A 17,588-nucleotide genomic window follows, 5' to 3' on the forward strand; every position below is an offset into this window, starting at 1 on the left:
TCCCTTAAGATACCTCCACTGCGTACGCGCCGACCAATCGGAGTGCCGCACGAGAAGAACCAACACGGGGCCAACCCCCGTGAATGTCTAATCGTTGCGCGCCCGTGGCGCGCTTGCGTGGAGTGTCATCATGCCCCTGGCAGCTTCTACCCCTGCGCCTGCCGCGCAGCCTTTCGAGATTCGCCCGTTCCCCGCCGGCACCGGCGCTGAAATCATCGGCCTGGACCTCACCCAGCCGCTCAACGGCGACGACTTCGCCCGCGTTCACCGCGCCCACCTCGACTATCACGTGGTGGTGTTCCGTGAAACCCGCATCACCCCGCAGCAGCAGATCGACTTCAGCCGCCGTTTCGGCACGCTGCAAATCCACGTGCTCAAGCAGTTCCTGCTCGCCGGCCACCCGGAAATCCTGATCGTCTCGAACGTGGCGGAGAACGGCCAGAACATCGGTTTGTCTGACGCCGGCAAATTCTGGCACTCAGACCTCTCCTACAAGGAGCTGCCGAGCCTGGGTTCGATGCTCTACGCCCAGACCCTGCCCAGCGAAGGCGGCGACACCCTGTTCGCCGACATGCACAAAGCCTATGCCGCCCTGCCGGCCGAGCTGCGCAAGGCCATCGATGGACAAAAAGCGTCACATTTATACACCGCGCGCTACGCCGAGCCCGCCATCAACGGCTACCAGCGCCCCACCCTCACCCCCGAGCAACTGGCCCAGGTCAAGCCGGTGGAGCACCCGATCGTGCGCACCCACCCCGAGACCGGGCGCAAGGCGCTGTTCGTCAGTGAGGGCTTCACCACCCACATCGTCGGCCTGCCGGAAGACGAAAGCCGGCAGATCCTCGCCGAGCTGTACCGCTACAGCGTGCTGCCGGAAAACATCCACCGCCACCAGTGGCAGGAAGGCGACATGGTGTTCTGGGACAACCGCTCGGTGATCCACCTGGCCACCGGCTGCCCCGCGCACCTGCACCGCACGCTGCACCGCACCACCATCCAGGGCGATGCCCCGTTCTGAATTCAGGAGTTTCGCCATGTTCAAACGTATCACCACCCTGGCTTCGGCCCTGGGGCTGGCCGGCAGCGCGCTGCTGGCACCGGCCGCGGCCCAGGCCGAAGGCCAGATCCGCATTGCCGAACAGTTCGGCATCGTTTACCTGCTGCTCAACGTAGTGCGTGACCAGCACCTGATCGAAAAGCACGGCAAGGCTGAGGGCGTCGACATTCAGGTCGACTGGACCCAGCTTTCCGGCGGCTCGGCGGTGAACGACGCGCTGTTGTCCGGCTCGGTCGACATCGCCGGCGCCGGCGTGGGCCCGCTGCTGACGATTTGGGACCGTACTCACGGCCGCCAGAACGTTAAAGGCGTGGCCTCGCTGGGCAACTTCCCTTACTTGCTGGTGAGCAACAACCCGAACGTTAAAACCATTGCCGACTTCAGCGAAAAAGACCGCATCGCGGTGCCCGCTGTTTCGGTATCGGTGCAGTCGCGTTACTTGCAATACGCCGCGGCCAAACAGTGGGGCGACAAGGAATTCAACCGCCTGGATAAATACACCGTGGCGGTGCCACACCCCGACGCCAGCGCTGCCATCATCAGCGGCGGCACCGAGCTGAACGCGCACTTCTCGAACCCGCCGTTCCAAGAGCAGGAAGCCGCCAGCCCGAACGTGCACACCGTGCTCGACACCTACGACCTGCTCGGCCCGAACTCGCCTACCGTGCTGTTCGCCACCGAGAAATTCCGCACCGAAAACCCGAAAACCTACCACGCCTTCATCGAGGCGCTGGCCGAGGCGGCGGACTTCGTGCAGCACAACAAGCCGGCCGCCGCCGAGACCTACGTGCGCGTGACCAAATCGAAGGTGAGCCAGCAAGACATCCTCAAGTTGCTGGAAAACCCGAAATACGAGTTCACCATCGACCCGAAAGGCACCTACAAACTGGCTGACTTCATGTACCGCGTGGGCGCGATCAAGAACAAGCCTGCCTCCTGGGAAGACTACTTCTTCCAAGACGCCCGCCCGCTCAAAGGAAGCTGACCGATCATGAATGCGCCTTTGCAAGGCCACGTGGCCAGCAATACCGCACTGCTCAAGGTGGCGGGCCTAAGCCTGGAATACCGCACCGCGCAAAGCGTGGTGCGGGCCACCCACCAGGTGAGCTTCGACGTCGACAGCGGCGACCGCTTCGTGCTGCTCGGCCCCTCGGGCTGCGGCAAATCGAGCCTGCTCAAGGCAGTGGGCGGCTTCCTTGAGCCCACCCAGGGCTCGATCGAGCTACTGGGGCAGAAGGTCAAGGGCCCCGGCGCCGACCGCATCGTGGTGTTCCAGGAGTTCGACCAACTGCCGCCCTGGAAAACCGTGAAGCAGAACGTGATGTTCCCGTTGCTGGCCTCACGCACCCTGGGCAAGGCCGACGCCGAAGCCCGCGCCTTGGAGTACTTGGCCAAGGTCGGCCTGGCGCGCTTCGCCGACGCCTACCCGCACCAACTCTCCGGCGGCATGAAGGCACGGGTGGCGATCGCCCGCGCCCTGGCCATGCAGCCGAAGATCCTGCTGATGGACGAGCCCTTCGCGGCGCTCGACGCACTGACCCGGCGCAAGATGCAGGAAGAGCTGCTGGCGCTGTGGGAGGACGTGAAGTTCACCTTGCTGTTCGTGACCCACTCGATCGAAGAAGCGCTGGTGGTCGGCAACCGCATCCTGCTGTTGTCGCCCCACCCAGGCCGCGTGCGCGCGGAAGTGCACAGCCACCACTACGGCCTGCACAGCCAAGGCGGCGAGGCCTTCCAGGCTTCGGCGCGGCGCATTCACCAGTTGCTGTTCGACGAGGCGCCGAGCGCCGAGCCGAGCGCCGACCGCGCCTTCGCCGATGTGCGTATTTCCTACTGAACAGCAGGTACCTTGCCATGCGCCAAGAATTCGAAATCGACCTGCAGCCGCTGGTGGAAGTGCCGCTGGAGCGCGACATTCCCCTCGCCCAGCGCCTTTGGCAAAAAGGCTGGCTGCGCAAAAGCGTGATCCTGATCGTGATCGCCCTGCTCTGGGAAGCGGTAGCCCGCTACCAGGGCAACGACCTGCTGCTGCCCAGCTTCAGCCAGACCGCCGCGGCCCTGTGGGGCGGCACCCTGAGCGGCGAACTGCCAGAAAAAGTCGCGGTCTCTTTGGGGGTGCTGCTCAAGGGCTACCTGCTGGGCATCGCCCTGGCCTTTGCGCTGACCACCCTGGCGGTGTCGACGCAACTGGGCCGTGACCTGCTCAGCACCCTGACCAGCATGCTCAACCCATTGCCGGCCATCGCCCTGTTGCCTATCGCCCTGCTGTGGTTTGGGCTGGGCGAGAAAAGCCTGATCTTCGTGCTGGTGCACTCGGTGCTGTGGCCATTGGCGCTGAACACCTACGCGGGGTTCATGGGGGTGTCCGACACCTTGCGCATGGCCGGGCGCAACTACGGCCTGCGCGGGTTGCGCTTCGTCGCCTGGGTGCTGGTGCCCGCGGCGCTGCCGGCGATCCTCTCGGGGCTGAAGATCGGCTGGGCCTTCGCCTGGCGCACGCTGATCGCCGCCGAACTGGTGTTCGGCGCCACCAGCGGCAAGGGCGGGTTGGGCTGGTACATCTTCCAGAACCGCAACGAGCTGTACACCGACAAGGTGTTCGCCGGGCTGGCGGTGGTGATCCTTATCGGGTTGCTGGTCGAGAACCTGGTGTTCGACACCTTCGAGCGGCTGACGGTGAAGAAGTGGGGGATGGTGAGGTAGGTGAAGGGGCAGCTACAAGCTACAAGCTACAAGCGGCAAGCGGCAAGCGGCAAGCGGTGACACACCACGGCCAGTAGCTTGAGTTGAGCCGCGGGCCCTGCCTACTTGCAGCTTGCGGCTAGCCACTTGCCACTCACCCACCCATCACTTCGCCGTTGACTGGCCAACCACTCGGGAGCATATTATTAGTTAGCAAACTATGAATATTTTCCGACCGGCCTGCCATGACCCTCGAAAAGCTTCAGCAGAACGTCACCAGCGGTGCCGTTGCCGCTAGCCGGCACTGGCGCCGCATTTGCCAGGCGACCCTGGCCAACTACGGTATTTCCGAAGCCTGCGCGGTGCCCTTGCTCATTATCGTGCGCTTGGGCGATGGCGTGCGCCAGGTCACCGTGGCCCAGGCCGCCGGGCTCGAAAGCCCGTCGCTGGTACGCCTGCTCGACCAACTCTGCGCGCAAGGCTTCGTGCAACGCACCGAAGACGCCACCGACCGCCGCGCCAAGGCCCTGAGCCTGACCGACGAAGGCCGGCAACTGGCCGAAGCCATCGAAGGCGAGCTGGCGCGCCTGCGCAAGGACGTGTTCAAGCACATCGACAAAGCCGACCTCGAGGCCACCCAGCGCGTGCTGCAGGCCTTCGAGAACGCCGCCATGCAAGGGCCCGGTACATGGGCAAACTGAAGCAGTTTTTCAGCGATGTACCGCCGGCCCAGGATTGGTGGTACGGCGTGCGCACCTTTGCTGCCTCGATGCTGGCGTTGTGGATCGCCCTCAAGCTTGAGATGCCCCGCCCCTACTGGGCGATGGCCTCGGTGTACATCGTTTCCAGCCCGTTCGTGGGCCCGACCAGCTCCAAGGCGGTGTATCGCCTGGTAGGCACCTTTCTGGGCGCGGCCGCGGCGGTGTTGTTCGTGCCGCTGTTCGTGCAGGCGCCCTACCTGCTGGCCACGGTGGTGGCGCTGTGGACCGGCACTTTGCTGTACTTGTCGATGCACCTGCGCACCGCTAACTTCTATGCGCTGATGCTGGCCGGCTACACCCTGCCGCTGATTGCCTTGCCGGTGGTGGACAACCCCACGGCGGTGTTCGATGTAGCCTCCTCGCGGACCCAGGAGATTTTCATCGGGATCATGTGCGCGGCGGTGGTCGGGGCGATCTTCTGGCCACGGCGGCTGGCCACCGCGGTAGGCGGCGCCCACGACAAATGGTTTGGCGAAGCCAGCACCTACGCCCTGCGCTACCTCACCCGCTCGGTGAGTGCCGATGAAGTGGGCCCGCTGCGCGCGTCGATGGTGGTCAACTTCAATGGCCTGGAGCAGATGATCGGCCAACTGCCCCACGAAGGCGCCACCCCGCACCACATGCGCAACACTCTGGAGCTGCGCGGGCGGATGATTCACTTTCTGCCGGTGATCGATGCCCTCGACGACGCCTTGGTGGCGTTGGAACGGCGCACCCCAGAGCTGGTGGCGCGCTTCACGCCGCTGCTGGAACACACCCGCGAATGGCTGGCGGCGAGCCTCGACGGTGCCCGAAGCGGCCCCTGGGAAGACCTCCACGCCCACCTCGAGCGCCTGCGCCCCAGCGACGAAGCCCTCGACGACCGCCGCGAGCTGTTGCTGGCCAACGCCCTGTACCGGCTCGGCGAACTGGTCGACCTGTGGCAAGACATGCGCAGCCTGCATGAAGCCATCCGCAGCGAAAGCCGCGCGCCCTGGCGGGCGGTGTATCGCCATTGGCGCCTGGGCCGCCTGCGGCCGACCTTCGACCGCGGCATGATGCTGTACTCCTCGCTCACCTCGGTCACGGCGATCATCGTTGCCTCGGTGATCTGGATTCAACTGGGCTGGGCCGACGGCAACAGCGCGGTGATCCTCGCGGCCGTTTCGTGCAGCTTCTTCGCCGCCATGGACGACCCCGCGCCGCAGATCTACCGGTTCTTCTTCTGGACCTCGGTGTCGGTGGTGCTGTCTAGCCTGTACCTGTTCGTGGTGCTGCCCAACCTGCATGACTTCCCCATGCTGGTGCTGGCCTTCGCGGTGCCGTTCATTCCCATCGGCGCACTGACCGTGCAGCCAAGGTTCTACCTCGGCACGCTGCTGACCATCGTCAACACCTCGACCTTCATCAGCATCCAGGGCGAGTACGACGCGGACTTCATGAACTTCATCAATGCCAACGTGGCCGGGCCGGTGGGGTTGCTGTTCGCCTTCTGCTGGACGCTGATCGTGCGGCCGTTTGGCACCGAACTGGCTGCGCGCCGGCTCACCCGCTTTACCTGGGGCGAGATCGTCGAGCTGGGCGCCTCCGGCACCCTCACCGAGCACCGCCGCCGTGGCGTGCGCGTGCTTGACCGGCTGATGCAACTGCTGCCGCGCCTGGCCAACACCGGCCAGGACACCGGCGCGGCGCTGCGCGATGTGCGGGTGGCGCTGAACGTGCTCGACATCCTCGCCTACGCCCCCCGGGTGGGGCTGCCGGCCCAGGCGCTGCTCGGCCAGGTGGTCACGGAAGTGGCCAGCTACTTCAAGGCCTGCCGCAAGGCCGGCCAGCGGGTGGCCGCGCCGATGGCCATCCTGATGACCATGGACCGCGCCCGGCGCGCCCTCAACGCCCAGGCCTGCGCCAGCGAAGACGACGCCGAGCATGCCCGCGAGCACCTGCTGCTGGCCCTGAGCGGCCTGCGCCTGGCCTTGCTGCCGGGCGTTGAAATGGTTCATGAACCTGAAGCACAACACCACGAACATCACCAGTTTGGCCCGGACGCACCTCTATGATCGGAGAACTCGATATCGGCGGGATCTTCCTGCCCACCCTGCTGGGGATCATGGCCCTCGCCTACGGCCTGTTCCTGGTGGTCCATGCGTTGCTCAACCGTGTGCATTTCTACCGCCTGGTCTGGCACCGGGCACTGTTCAACGTGGCCCTCTATACCGTGCTGCTTGGCGCGGTCGACGTAATCTGCCGAAACCTGATGACATGAAAAAGCCCTTACTGACATTTGGCCGTTTGGTCCTGACCCTGCTTGTGGTCGCCTTTGCCTGCGTGGTGGTCTGGCGCATGGTGCTGTACTACATGTTCGCCCCCTGGACCCGCGACGGCCACATCCGTGCCGACGTGGTGCAGATCGCCCCGGACGTGTCCGGGTTGATCCAGCAGGTCAGGGTGAAAGACAACCAGCCGGTGGCCCGCGGCGATGTGCTGTTCACCATCGACCAAGACCGCTTCCAACTGGCCCTGCGCCAGGCCCAGGCGACCCTGGCCGACCGCAAGGAAACCCTGGCCCAGGCGCAGCGCGAGAACAAGCGCAACCAGGGCCTGGGTAACCTGGTGGCCCGTGAGCAGCTCGAAGAAAGCCAGTCGAAGGTGGCCCGCGCCCTGGCCACGGTGAACGAGGCGCAGGTGGCGGTGGACGCCGCGCAACTGAACCTCGACCGCTCGGTGATCAAAAGCCCGGTCAACGGTTTCGTCAACGACCGCGCCCCGCGTGACCGCGAGTTCGTGACTGCCGGGCGCCCGGTGCTGTCGGTGGTCGACGGCGACTCGTACCACATCGATGGCTACTTCGAAGAAACCAAGCTGGGCCACATCCATGTGGGCCAGGGCGTAGACATCCGCGTGATGGGTGACGACACCCGCCTCAGCGGCCACGTGGTGAGCATCTCCGCCGGTATCGAAGACCGTGACCGTTCCAGCGGCAGCAACCTGCTGCCGAACGTCAACCCGGCGTTCAGTTGGGTGCGCCTGGCCCAGCGGATCCCGGTACGGATCGCCTTTGACCAGGTGCCCGAGGGCTTTCGCCTGATCGCCGGGCGCACTGCCACGGTGTCGATCATCCCCGGCGCACCCGGCAAGGCCGAGGCGGGGGCGGCGCAATGAAACCGCTGATACGGGGCAGCCTGCTGGGCTTGGCCATGGCGCTGTCGGCCTGCCAGGTGATGGGCCCGAATTACCACCTGCCGCAACAGGCCGCGGTCAACCGCCCGGACCTGCAAGGCGCGCTGGCCGCGCAGGACCACGACGTGGTGTCCGCGCCGGTGCCGGCCGACTGGTGGCGGCTGTACCAAGACCCGCGCCTAGACACCCTGGTGCAACAGGCGCTGGCCGCCAACACCGACTTGCGGGTGGCCGCGGCGAACATCCAGCGGGCGCAGAACCAGCTGGAGTTTGCCCAGGCCCAGGGCGGCTTCAGCACCAGCGTGAGCGGCGAAGTGCAGCGCGTGCAAGAGTCCGGGCAAGCCTTCTTGCTGACCGAAAAGGTCCCGGTGGGCAACATCGGCGCGTTCTCGATCAAAACCTCGTACCAGTTCGACATGTGGGGCGTGTTCCAGCGCGGCGTCGAAGCCGCCAGCGCCAACGCCGAAGCGGCCCAGGCCGCGGCGGACCTGGCGCGCATCACCGTGGTCGCCAACGTGGTACGGGCCTACACCCAGGTGTGCGCGGCCAATGAAGAGCGCGACATCGCCCTGCGTTCGCTCGGCCTGCAGCAGGAGGGCGTGAGCCTGGCCCAGCGCCTGCGCGATGCCGGCCGCGGTGACGAGACGCAGGTCACCCGTACGCAAACCCAGTTCAAATCGTTGCGGGCGCAGTTGCCCCAGTACGAAGCCGAGCGCCAGGCCGGGGTGAGCCAGCTGGCGATGCTGCTGGCCAAGCCGGCCAACCAGTTGCCGGCCGGCACCGACAGCTGCGCCGAGCTGCCGAAGATCGCCCAGTTGCTGCCGGTGGGCGATGGCGCGGCGCTGCTCAAACGCCGCCCAGACATCCGCCAGGCCGAGCGCAAGCTGGCCGCGGCCACGGCCGACATCGGCGTGGCCACCGGCCAGTTGTACCCAGACATCAGCTTCGGCGCCACGGTCGGCACCGTGGGCCTGCTCGATGACCTCGGCACCCCATCGACCAACCGCTGGGCCTTTGGCCCGCTGATCAACTGGACCATCCCCACCAATGGCTCGCGGGCCAAGGTGCGCGTGGCCGAGGCCTCGACCCAGGCGGCGCTGGCCAGCTTCGACGGCACCGTGCTCAATGCCATCCGCGAAACCCAGACCGCGCTGGCCAACTACACCGCCGCGCTGCAGCGCCGCGAAGCGTTGGTCGACACGGATCGCTCGGCCCACGACGCCGCCGACCAGACCCACCGCTTTTACCTGGCCGGGCGCCAGTCGTTCCTTGAAGACCTGCAGGCCACCCGCACCTACACCGACGTACGCGCGCAACTGGCGGCCGCCAACACCCAGGTGGCGATGGCGCAGATCACCTTGTTCATGGCGTTGGGTGGGGGGTGGGAGCAGCGTAAGTAACCGGCCTCGAAGCCATGGCTTCTTCAGGTGGTTTGACTGAGCGCATGATCTGACTTGCCCTTCGCCCGGCACAGCCAGCCTCCCACCAGATTTGTGTAAACCCTTGATTTAAGAGGCAATACATAACCCCGTGGGAGGCCGGCTGTGCCGGGCGATAGGCCCTGAAGCTCATTCACCAGACAGCCGGGCGAAGGGCCCTCGAACCCTCAACCCCAGGGCGCCGGCTCACCCACCAGCCGGCCTTGCACGCCCTGGATGCTCATCTCGCGGATCACCTTCAGCTCACCCTCGGTCTCGACCCGCTCGGCCACCAGCGGCAGGTCGATGCTGTGGGCGGCGCGTTGCACGGCTTCGATGAACAAACGTTTGTGGGTTTCTTCGTCGATGGCGCGGATGTAGCTGCCGTCGATCTTCAGGTAGGCCAGGCCCAGGTGGGCGAGGTTGCCGATCATGCTGAAGCGGCCACCAAAGTGCTGCAGCGCCAGGCCGTAGCCGAGGCTGTGCAGGCGCCGGGCGAGGCGTTCGAGCACGTTCTGCTCGGGCACCTGGGCTTCGGCGATTTCGAACACCAGGCGTGGCCCGATGATCGGGTTGCGGCCCAGCACCGAGTACAGTTGGTCCAGCGCCGCGGCGTCGGCCAGGGTCGGCGCGGAGAGGTTCAAGGCGTAGTCCCCGGGGTGCTTGTGCATGTGTCGCAGCACCAGTTCGACCATCACCCGGTCCAGCCGCGCGGCCCAGCCAAAGCGCTCCACCCACGGCAAAAAGCGCCCGGCGGCGATCGGCTGGCCTTGGCTGTCGAGCAACCGCGACAGTACCTTGTGGTGCATCACCCGGCCCGGCTCGGTACTGCTGACCACCGGCTGGAAGTACAGCTCGAAGCGGCCCTGGCTGAGGGCGGCGTCGAGCAACTGGTGCCAGGTATGGTGGTCTTCGGCTACGGCCGCGCGCGGCTGGCGTTGCAGGCACACCCAATGCTGGGCGCCAGCGCTTTCGGCCTGGGCCAGGGCCTCGTCGGCGAGCTTGAGTACATCCTGCGGGGTATCGCCGGCGGCATAGGAGGCCAGCCCCAGGTGGGCGACCGGGGTCACGTCGCTGGCGCCGGTGTCGTACAGGCTGGCCAGGGCGGCATCCAGGCTGCGCGCGAGTTGTTCGGCTTCGTCAATGGTCAGCCCGGGGGCCAGCACCGAGAATTCCCCACCGCGGCTGCGGCAGATCAGGTTGCCGGCTTCCGGGCGCCGGCCACACAGGCGCACCAGGGTTTCCGACACCGCCTTGAGCAACTGGTCGGCATGCCCGCCACCCAGGCGTTGGTTCAACCCGGCCAGGTCACTGACCCGCAGCAGCAGCAGGTAGCCGGTGCTGTTTTCTTCGGCCAGGCTCACCCGGGTTTGCAGTTGCATGTCGAAGTAACGGCGGTTAGACAACCCGGTGAGGCTGTCTTGGTAAGACTCCACCCGCAGCCGTTCGCTGCGCTCGGCCTGCTCCATGAACAGCGCCTTGAGCTTCTCGACCATCTGGTTCATCGCCTGCACCACCCGGCGCAGTTCCGGGGTGCGCGGCAGCTCTGGCAGGCTGAGAAATTCGCGGCGGGCGATGGCCTGGGACTGCTCGACCATATAGTCCAGCGGGCGCAGTTGCCGGCGCAGCAGCAGCGCACCGAGCAGGGCGCTGATGGCGCCGCACAGCAGCAGCCAGCCGAGGCTGCCGATCGCGCTTTGCCACAATTTGGCCAAGGCGAACATCGGGTGGCTGACCACCTCGACCCGCGCCGCCTGTTGCCAACCGCGGCTGACGATCGCGTCGCCGCCGGCGGCGTCCAGGCCGATCAGCTTGATGAACCACCGCGGCACGCCGTTCGGGTCCGGCTCAGCCTCGCGCTCGACCATCACCTGCTGGTTCGACAGGTCGATGACCTTGATGCTGGCGTAGTAGCCGCTGTCGAAGATCGAGCTGACCATCAGCTCGACCATGGCCGGGTCGTCGATGTTCGGCGTCAGCGACAACGCCAGCGCCGTGGCGGCGTCCTGGGCGTGCGAACGCAGCTGGTTCACGTACTGGCTGCGTGAGCTTTCCAGGCTGACCATGAAGCTGCCGGTAAAAGCCACCGCCAGAAACAGGCATATAGCGATCAACAGTTGTTTGAACAGGGACATCTCGACTCCGGTTTTACTGTTCGACCTGCGCCGGGAAACCCTCGGCGTTCATCTTCTGAAGTACGTCTTGCCAACGCGACAGGCGCTTGGCGTCACCCACCTTTTTGTTACCCGCCGCGCCCGTCAACCACAGGCCTTCACCGTTGAACGCGTACACCGGCACCAGGTCGGTCCGTTCAGTGGCGGGGCGAATCGGATCTTCCAGGCTGTCGAGCACCAGCGGGATCGCTTCGGGGGTCGGGTAATACGTCAGGACCATGTGCGCGCGGTTCTGGCGCAGCGCCTTGACGTAGGTGATCCGTAGCTTTTCCGCTGGCACGCCGAGGTGCCGCAGGCTGAAATACTTGGCGATGGCGTAGTCCTCGCAATCGCCGGCCCCCTTCCACAGGGCCTCAATGGGCGTGGCCCAATAATCGACCTGGTTCCACAGGTCGATGTCTTCTTCGTAGCGCAGCTGGCGGTTGAAAAACAGGTTCACGGCCGTCAACTGTTGGGTCTCGCTGGCCTGGCGCTGGTCGAGCAGCAACCGCTGCCAGGCATCGATGCGCTGCTTGCCTTCACCCAGGGGGCCGTAAAGGGCGGTGGCCTGCCGGCTGATGGTGTTGAAGTCCCAATCAGCATGCAGGCTGCCCAGCAGGCCACAGGCGAGCAACAGCGCAAGGCACACCCTGCGCATGGTCAGTGGTCGGTTCGCACGTTGCGCCAAGGCCAAAGCCCCGCCCCTCGCTGGAAAGGAACGCATGGTGCGTGTACATTCAGCAAAAAACAATGGCACGTTGCAATCACTTTCCTGTCAAAAACCGTGCACGCGATAAACGGCTGCCCCAAACCCTTGAACATTCGGCTTAATTGCCGATCTGCCTTACAGCGAGCTCAATTGCAGTAAAAAAGCCCCCGCTGGCATCAGGATGGCACCACAGCGGTCACAGCCTTGGGACATAACCAAGGTGTCGGCAAGTGCGCATAAAGGATGACACTCGCCGAGAAAATAACCGTGTCGCCATAATGATGAAGGTGAACCATCGTGCCGAAGAAACCGAGCCCGGTACGCGCCGTATTGGTGGCAGAGCAATTGCCTGCCCATCTCGCGCGTTCGATCATCGAGGAACGTATCCGCAACGCCATCCTGGACGGCAGCCTCCCCACCGGTACCGCGGTGCGCCAGCAGGAGCTGGCGACGTTGTACGGAGTCAGCCGCATGCCAGTGCGCGAAGCCTTGCGCCAACTCGAGGCTCAGGGGCTGCTGACAGTTGTGCATCACAAGGGCGCGGTGGTCGCGCCGCTGGTCAACGACGACGCCAGCGAAACCTACGCGCTGCGCATCCTGCTCGAGGCAGAAGCCTTGCGGCTGTCGGTGCCGCGGTTGGGCGCCGAGGATTTCGCCCTTGCCGAGCAAGCCATCGAACAGCTAGAAACCGAGCAGGACTACACCACCATGGCGCGGCTCAACCGCCAGTTCCACATGGCGTTGTACAGTAAGGCCGGTAATAACCGCCTGCTGCGCCTGGTCGAGGCAGGGCTGGATGAGGAAGAGCGCTTCCTGCGCTTTAACCTTCAAGACATGGGGTTGCAGCGCATGGCCCAGGACGACCATCGGCAACTGCTCGACGCCGCCCGGCAGGGTGATGTGAACGCCACGGTCGAGCTGCTGACCCAACACCTGCAGCGCGGGATCGAGGCGATCTCGCGCTACCTGGCGCAGCAGGCAGAGCCGGCCTAACGCCCCACCTCGCGGGCCCCTCACGGGCCCGCATGGCTTGCAAAACCGCAAGCACATCGTGACAATGAGACTAATTATCATTTGTCACTGCATATGACTTCGACTTCCTGCGTGCACACCCTTTACCAGCAGCACCACGGCTGGCTGTACCACTGGCTGCGCGGGCGCCTCGGCAATAGCGCCGATGCCGCCGACGTGGCGCAGGATACCTTCATGCGTGTGTTGCTCAAGCCCGAGCGCCCCGGGCTGGTCAGCCCCAGGGCGTTTCTCGGCACCATTGCCCGCGGCTTGGTGATCGACCACTGGCGCCGTGAAGCGCTGCGCCGGGCCTACCTTGAAAGCCTGGCGCAGTTGCCAGCGGCGCAGGTGCCCTCGGCAGAAACCCGCGAGCTGATTCTCGAGCTGCTCGAGCAGGTGGCGCGGATGCTCGATGGGCTCAAGCCGCGGGCCCGCCAGGCGTTCCTGTTGGCCCAGTGCGATGGCCTGAGCCATGCGCAGGTGGCTGATCAACTGAAGGTATCGGTGCGCACGGTAGAGCGTTATGTGGCCGACGCACTGTACCGCTGCTACCTGCTGCGCTATGAACCCTGAGCGCCCGCTGGACAGCGACGTGGTGCGCCAAGCGATTGCCTGGTGGGTACGCCTGCGCGGCGGCAGCGCTTCGCCACGGCTGGCCCGCCAGTGCGCAGGCTGGCGCGCCGCGCACCCGGCCCACGAAGAAGCCTGGCTGCGCATCCAGGCACTGGACGCCGAGCTCGGCAGAGGCCTTGGCGGCGCGCGCCACACCCTTGAAAGCAGCCAGCGTGCCGTCAACCGGCGCCGCGCCATTCAGCTGCTGGCCGGTGGCGTGGTACTGGGTGGCGCGGCCTGGACCACGCGCTCGCTACCCGGCCTGGGCTGGGGCAGCGACTTCGCCACGGCGACTGGCCAGCGGCAGCGCTTCACCCTGCCCAGTGGCGCGGCGCTGACCCTTAACACTCACAGTTCAGCAGCCCTTACGCCGGCCGGGGTGCGGCTCAAGCACGGCGAGTTGTTGCTCGACACCCAGCAACCACTGGCAGTGGCCTGCAGCTTCGGCACCGTAACCCTCGAGCGCGGCCGCATTGCCCTGCGTGATGCCGCCGGCATTGCCCAGCTCAGTGTGCTGCGGGGTACCGCCAGCGTGCAGGGCCAAGCGCTGCGCGAAGGGCAAAGCCTGCGCGCCACCGCGCTTGGGCTGGCGCCGGTGCGGCCGGAGCTGGACCCAGCCGCGTGGGCCGACGGCTTGATCGTGACCCAAGGCATGCCCCTGGGGCGCTTTCTCGATGAGCTGGCGCGCTACCGCGTGGGCGTGCTGGGGTACTCCGCCGCGGTTGCCCCGTTGATGCTCTCCGGCGTTTACCGCGTGGATGACAGCGATGCGCTGCTGCAATCGCTGCCCCAGGTGCTGCCGGTGCGCTTGAGTGGGCTGACGCGCTGGTGGGTGCGGGTCGAAGCGCTGGGCTGATTTTTTTTGTCGGGTTTTTGCAAGCCGTGCGGCTTGGTCATCAAGCCATCCACATTCACGGCTTCAGGAACAGGACCTTTCCATGCCTAACCACAGTTTTACTCCATTCACGGTGCACCGGTTGCGCCAAGCGATTCACGCGGCGCTGCTGACCACCGCCGTGGGCCTGGGCGGCCTGGCCGCCAGCGTGCCGGCAGCCCTGGCCGCGGAGCAAGGCGTGCAAGCCTATGACCTCCCCGCCGGCCCCCTCGGCGACGCGCTCAACCGCTTCGCGCGCCAGGCCGGCATTGGCTTGGCGATGGCCCCGGCCCTGACCGCAGGCAAGCAGGCAGCAGCCCTGCGCGGGCAATACTCGGCCAGCCAGGGCTTGCAGCAACTGCTGCAGCAAACCGGGCTGCAAGCCGTGCCTCAGGGCAACGGCAACTACGTGCTGCAGGCGGCCCCACCGGTTGACGCCCTGAGCCTGCCGGCAACCGACATCAATGGTTTCAGCCTCGGCAATGCGCTGGGCGATGTGCAGGGGTACAACGCCACCCACAGCCAGATCGCCACCAAAACCAGTACCGCTCTGGCGCAAACCTCCCAGAGTGTGTCGGTGGTCACCCGCGAGCAAATGAACGACCAAGGCTCGCAAACCGTGGCGCAGGCGATGCGCTATACCCCCGGCGTACTGACCAACCCCTATGGCGCCACGCACCGCTATGACTACGTGGCCATGCGCGGCTTCAACGATGGTTCTGTGGATAACATCTACATCGACGGCTTGAAGTCGATGGGAGACAGCGGCACCTACAGCACCATGCAAGTCGACCCATACTTCCTTGAGCGCATCGACATCCTCAAGGGCCCCTCCTCGGTGCTGTACGGCCGTAGCTCTCCAGGCGGGCTGGTGGCACTGACCACCAAACAGCCCCTGTTCGAGGCCTACCACCAGGTGCAGGCCACGGCCGGCAGCCAGGGCACCCGCGGCATGGGCTTCGACCTCAGCGGGCCGCTGGATGAAAACCAGCGCATCGCCTACCGGCTGACCGGCCTGGCGCACCGTTCCGACACGCAATTCGACCACGCCGAAGAAAAGCGTTACGCGCTTGCGCCGTCACTGGCGATGCGTTTCGATGAAGACACCTCGCTGACCCTCAATGCCTACCTGCAGCATGACCCCGAGGGTGGTTACCACGGCGGCCTGCCGGCCAGCGGCGTGCTGCACCCGCGCAACGGCCAGCGCATCTCGGAACACTACTTCGAAGGCGAACCCGGGCTGGATGGCTACCAGCGTGATCAACAGTCGTTTGGGTACCAGTTCGAGCACCGCTTCAACGACGTATTTACCGCGCGGCAGAACTTTCGCTACCTCGATTCGAAGGTCAAGCTGGACCAGGTATACGGCTATGGCTACACCTCGGCCACCAGCAATGAGCTGAACCGCTATTACAGCGGGGCTAACGAGCGGCTGCATTCGTGGATCATCGACAACATGGTGCAGGCGGAGTACCTGACCGGCGCGGCGATCCACACCACCCTGCTGGGGGTTGACTACCAACGGCGCAAAACCGTGGTCGATTGGACCAGCGGCGCGCTCAGCCCGATCGACGCGTTCAACCCACAGTACGGCAACGCCGCCATCGACTACTACAGCCCCACCAGCTACCTGCGCCGGCTGCAGCAAACCGGTGTGTACCTGCAAGACCTGATCGAGCTGGACAAATGGCGCTTCTCACTGGGGGTGCGCCAGGACTGGATGAAAACCTCCGATGAAAACCGCATCGCCGAAGCCAGCCGCCCCTTGGGGACGCGCATCAGTGACGACCGCAGCAAGCTGACCACCCGCGCCGGGGCGCTGTACGCGTTCGACAACGGCATTTCGCCTTACCTCAGCTATTCGGAATCCTTCAACCCCAACTCGTACTCAGACGCCCAAGGCAACCCCTTGGCACCGACCGAGGGCACCCAATGGGAACTCGGCCTGAAGTACCAGCCCCCGGGCAGTACCGACCTATACACCGCCTCGCTGTTTCATATCGTCCAGGAAAACCTCGCCTCCAAGTTGCCGCAGGAAAACTTCTACCGGCCGGTGGGGGAAGTTCGCTCTCAAGGGTTGGAGCTGGAGGCACACCTTCAACTGACCGAGGCTCTGAAAGTGCTGGGCAGCTACACCTTTACCGACGTGCAATACACCAAGGCGATGTTGAGTACCGTAGACGGCGTGACGGATAACAAAGGCAACTCGCCGACCCAGGCCCCGCGGCACATGGCCTCGGTGTGGGCCGACTACACCTTGCAAGGCGGCCCGTTGGCTGGCCTGCGGCTCGGCGGCGGGGTGCGCTACGTGGGTTATAGCTGGGCGGACGCGGAGAATACGCAAAAGGTACCGGCCTATACGCTGTACGACGCGTCCATTGGCTATGACCTGGGCCGTGTGGGGCTGAAGGGCGTCGATGTGACACTCAACGCCAACAACCTCACCAACGAGCGTTACGTCGCCACCTGCGCCAGCTTGAACTTCTGCTACATGGGCGAAGAGCGTAACGTTGCGGCCACGGTGAGCTACACCTTCTGAGCCAGTTCGGTACGCTGAAAAGACAAAACCCCTGCGGGTAGGCCCGCAGGGGTTTTTTGTTGAATCTTGACGATGACCTACTCTCACATGGGGAAACCCCACACTACCATCGGCGAGGCGTCGTTTCACTGCTGAGTTCGGGATGGGATCAGGTGGTTCCAACGCTCTATGGTCGTCAAGAAAACCGGTGGCTGGCGCGCCCTGGGGGCGATACAGCGAAATTCTTGAGCAAGGGCTTGAGCAGCCGCTTCTACTAAAAGACAAAACCCCGATCGTTTTCACGACCGGGGTTCTGCGGTGTTTAATCTTGACGATGACCTACTCTCACATGGGGAAACCCCACACTACCATCGGCGATGCATCGTTTCACTACTGAGTTCGGGATGGGATCAGGTGGTTCCAACGCTCTATGGTCGTCAAGAAATTCGGTAGCCGCTTCGCTTTCGCGCCGCCGCCAAATTCGGGTATGTGATCAATTTGTGGTTTGCGCGAACTTTCGGTTCAGCGTCTTCACCCTGCATCTGCCTAAGGCAGATTGCTTGGGTGTTATATGGTCAAGCCTCACGGGCAATTAGTATTGGTTAGCTCAACGCCTCACAGCGCTTACACACCCAAC

At 64.9% G+C, this 17,588-nt stretch carries 15 protein-coding genes and 2 rRNA genes; 13 read left to right on the forward strand and 4 right to left on the reverse strand.

What is annotated here, in order from left to right:
• The first annotated feature begins 130 nt into the window (after window positions 1-130).
• The 9 genes from ACFZCE_RS04345 (at window position 131) to ACFZCE_RS04385 (ending at window position 9,056) form a co-directional block, all read left to right on the forward strand.
• The gene (locus tag ACFZCE_RS04345) at window positions 131-1,018 is read left to right on the forward strand and encodes a TauD/TfdA family dioxygenase (protein WP_390936387.1); all 888 of its coding nucleotides are present in this window, start codon (window positions 131-133) and stop codon (window positions 1,016-1,018) included.
• A gap of 16 nt (window positions 1,019-1,034) precedes the next feature.
• Window positions 1,035-2,042, forward strand: coding sequence for an ABC transporter substrate-binding protein (locus ACFZCE_RS04350; RefSeq protein ID WP_390936388.1), 1,008 nt, complete (start codon window positions 1,035-1,037; stop codon window positions 2,040-2,042).
• 6 nt (window positions 2,043-2,048) lie between these two features.
• On the forward strand, window positions 2,049-2,894 hold the full coding sequence (locus ACFZCE_RS04355) for an ATP-binding cassette domain-containing protein (protein WP_390936390.1): 846 nt from the start codon (window positions 2,049-2,051) through the stop codon (window positions 2,892-2,894).
• Window positions 2,895-2,911: 17 nt separating this feature from the next.
• Window positions 2,912-3,760: an ABC transporter permease subunit gene (locus ACFZCE_RS04360; RefSeq protein WP_390936392.1), complete on the forward strand. Its 849-nt coding sequence runs from the start codon at window positions 2,912-2,914 to the stop codon at window positions 3,758-3,760.
• A gap of 224 nt (window positions 3,761-3,984) precedes the next feature.
• Window positions 3,985-4,440 (forward strand): MarR family transcriptional regulator, encoded by a 456-nt coding sequence (locus ACFZCE_RS04365; RefSeq protein ID WP_390936394.1) that lies wholly within the window; start codon window positions 3,985-3,987, stop codon window positions 4,438-4,440.
• A complete protein-coding gene (locus tag ACFZCE_RS04370; RefSeq protein ID WP_390936457.1) occupies window positions 4,437-6,536 on the forward strand; it encodes an FUSC family protein in 2,100 nt (699 codons plus the stop codon). The genes ACFZCE_RS04365 and ACFZCE_RS04370 overlap by 4 nt, the downstream gene beginning before the upstream one ends.
• Window positions 6,533-6,742 carry a DUF1656 domain-containing protein gene (locus tag ACFZCE_RS04375; protein ID WP_390936395.1) on the forward strand — a complete coding sequence of 70 codons (210 nt, stop codon included), beginning with the start codon at window positions 6,533-6,535 and terminating at the stop codon, window positions 6,740-6,742. The genes ACFZCE_RS04370 and ACFZCE_RS04375 overlap by 4 nt, the downstream gene beginning before the upstream one ends.
• Entirely contained in the window at window positions 6,739-7,638 is a 900-nt protein-coding gene (locus tag ACFZCE_RS04380) for an efflux RND transporter periplasmic adaptor subunit (protein ID WP_390936397.1), read from the forward strand. Before ACFZCE_RS04375 ends, ACFZCE_RS04380 begins: the two co-directional genes overlap by 4 nt.
• Window positions 7,635-9,056, forward strand: a complete 1,422-nt coding sequence (locus ACFZCE_RS04385; RefSeq protein ID WP_390936399.1) for an efflux transporter outer membrane subunit — start codon at window positions 7,635-7,637, stop codon at window positions 9,054-9,056. The genes ACFZCE_RS04380 and ACFZCE_RS04385 overlap by 4 nt, the downstream gene beginning before the upstream one ends.
• 206 nt (window positions 9,057-9,262) lie before the next feature.
• On the opposite strand, the gene lapD is transcribed toward ACFZCE_RS04385, so the two are convergent.
• Window positions 9,263-11,209 (reverse strand): cyclic di-GMP receptor LapD, encoded by a 1,947-nt coding sequence (gene lapD, locus ACFZCE_RS04390; protein WP_390936401.1) that lies wholly within the window; start codon window positions 11,207-11,209, stop codon window positions 9,263-9,265.
• A gap of 13 nt (window positions 11,210-11,222) precedes the next feature.
• Window positions 11,223-11,984, reverse strand: coding sequence for a cysteine protease LapG (gene lapG / locus ACFZCE_RS04395; protein ID WP_390936403.1), 762 nt, complete (start codon window positions 11,982-11,984; stop codon window positions 11,223-11,225).
• Between the two features lie 249 nt (window positions 11,985-12,233).
• On the opposite strand from lapG, the gene ACFZCE_RS04400 reads away from it, so the two are divergent.
• The 4 genes from ACFZCE_RS04400 (at window position 12,234) to ACFZCE_RS04415 (ending at window position 16,972) form a co-directional block, all read left to right on the forward strand.
• On the forward strand, window positions 12,234-12,929 hold the full coding sequence (locus tag ACFZCE_RS04400) for an FCD domain-containing protein (protein ID WP_390936405.1): 696 nt from the start codon (window positions 12,234-12,236) through the stop codon (window positions 12,927-12,929).
• Window positions 12,930-13,022: 93 nt separating this feature from the next.
• The gene (locus ACFZCE_RS04405) at window positions 13,023-13,520 is read left to right on the forward strand and encodes a sigma-70 family RNA polymerase sigma factor (protein WP_390936406.1); all 498 of its coding nucleotides are present in this window, start codon (window positions 13,023-13,025) and stop codon (window positions 13,518-13,520) included.
• Entirely contained in the window at window positions 13,510-14,415 is a 906-nt protein-coding gene (locus ACFZCE_RS04410) for a DUF4880 domain-containing protein (RefSeq protein WP_390936408.1), read from the forward strand. Before ACFZCE_RS04405 ends, ACFZCE_RS04410 begins: the two co-directional genes overlap by 11 nt.
• 82 nt (window positions 14,416-14,497) lie before the next feature.
• Entirely contained in the window at window positions 14,498-16,972 is a 2,475-nt protein-coding gene (locus ACFZCE_RS04415) for a TonB-dependent siderophore receptor (RefSeq protein ID WP_390936410.1), read from the forward strand.
• Window positions 16,973-17,036: 64 nt separating this feature from the next.
• On the opposite strand, the gene rrf (ACFZCE_RS04420) is transcribed toward ACFZCE_RS04415, so the two are convergent.
• Both rrf (ACFZCE_RS04420) and rrf (ACFZCE_RS04425) read right to left on the reverse strand, forming a co-directional pair.
• Window positions 17,037-17,152 (reverse strand): 5S ribosomal RNA (gene rrf / locus ACFZCE_RS04420).
• 125 nt (window positions 17,153-17,277) lie between these two features.
• A 5S ribosomal RNA gene (gene rrf / locus ACFZCE_RS04425) occupies window positions 17,278-17,393 on the reverse strand.
• Between the last annotated feature and the right edge of the window lie 195 nt (window positions 17,394-17,588).

This window comes from Pseudomonas sp. NPDC007930, assembly GCF_042958985.1.
In the GTDB taxonomy this organism is placed as follows: Bacteria; Pseudomonadota; Gammaproteobacteria; order Pseudomonadales; family Pseudomonadaceae; genus Aquipseudomonas.

What these genes read in the sequence shown, in the direction of transcription:
- ACFZCE_RS04375 (WP_390936395.1), top strand. Translation starts at nt 6,533, where the DNA reads ATGATCGGAGAACTCGATATCGGCGGGATCTTCCTGCCCACCCTGCTG.
- ACFZCE_RS04350 (WP_390936388.1), top strand. Translation starts at nt 1,035, where the DNA reads ATGTTCAAACGTATCACCACCCTGGCTTCGGCCCTGGGGCTGGCCGGC.
- ACFZCE_RS04380 (WP_390936397.1), top strand. Translation starts at nt 6,739, where the DNA reads ATGAAAAAGCCCTTACTGACATTTGGCCGTTTGGTCCTGACCCTGCTT.
- ACFZCE_RS04360 (WP_390936392.1), top strand. Translation starts at nt 2,912, where the DNA reads ATGCGCCAAGAATTCGAAATCGACCTGCAGCCGCTGGTGGAAGTGCCG.
- ACFZCE_RS04365 (WP_390936394.1), top strand. Translation starts at nt 3,985, where the DNA reads ATGACCCTCGAAAAGCTTCAGCAGAACGTCACCAGCGGTGCCGTTGCC.
- ACFZCE_RS04385 (WP_390936399.1), top strand. Translation starts at nt 7,635, where the DNA reads ATGAAACCGCTGATACGGGGCAGCCTGCTGGGCTTGGCCATGGCGCTG.
- ACFZCE_RS04405 (WP_390936406.1), top strand. Translation starts at nt 13,023, where the DNA reads ATGACTTCGACTTCCTGCGTGCACACCCTTTACCAGCAGCACCACGGC.
- ACFZCE_RS04345 (WP_390936387.1), top strand. Translation starts at nt 131, where the DNA reads ATGCCCCTGGCAGCTTCTACCCCTGCGCCTGCCGCGCAGCCTTTCGAG.
- lapD (WP_390936401.1), bottom strand. Translation starts at nt 11,209, where the DNA reads ATGTCCCTGTTCAAACAACTGTTGATCGCTATATGCCTGTTTCTGGCG.
- ACFZCE_RS04355 (WP_390936390.1), top strand. Translation starts at nt 2,049, where the DNA reads ATGAATGCGCCTTTGCAAGGCCACGTGGCCAGCAATACCGCACTGCTC.
- ACFZCE_RS04410 (WP_390936408.1), top strand. Translation starts at nt 13,510, where the DNA reads ATGAACCCTGAGCGCCCGCTGGACAGCGACGTGGTGCGCCAAGCGATT.
- ACFZCE_RS04415 (WP_390936410.1), top strand. Translation starts at nt 14,498, where the DNA reads ATGCCTAACCACAGTTTTACTCCATTCACGGTGCACCGGTTGCGCCAA.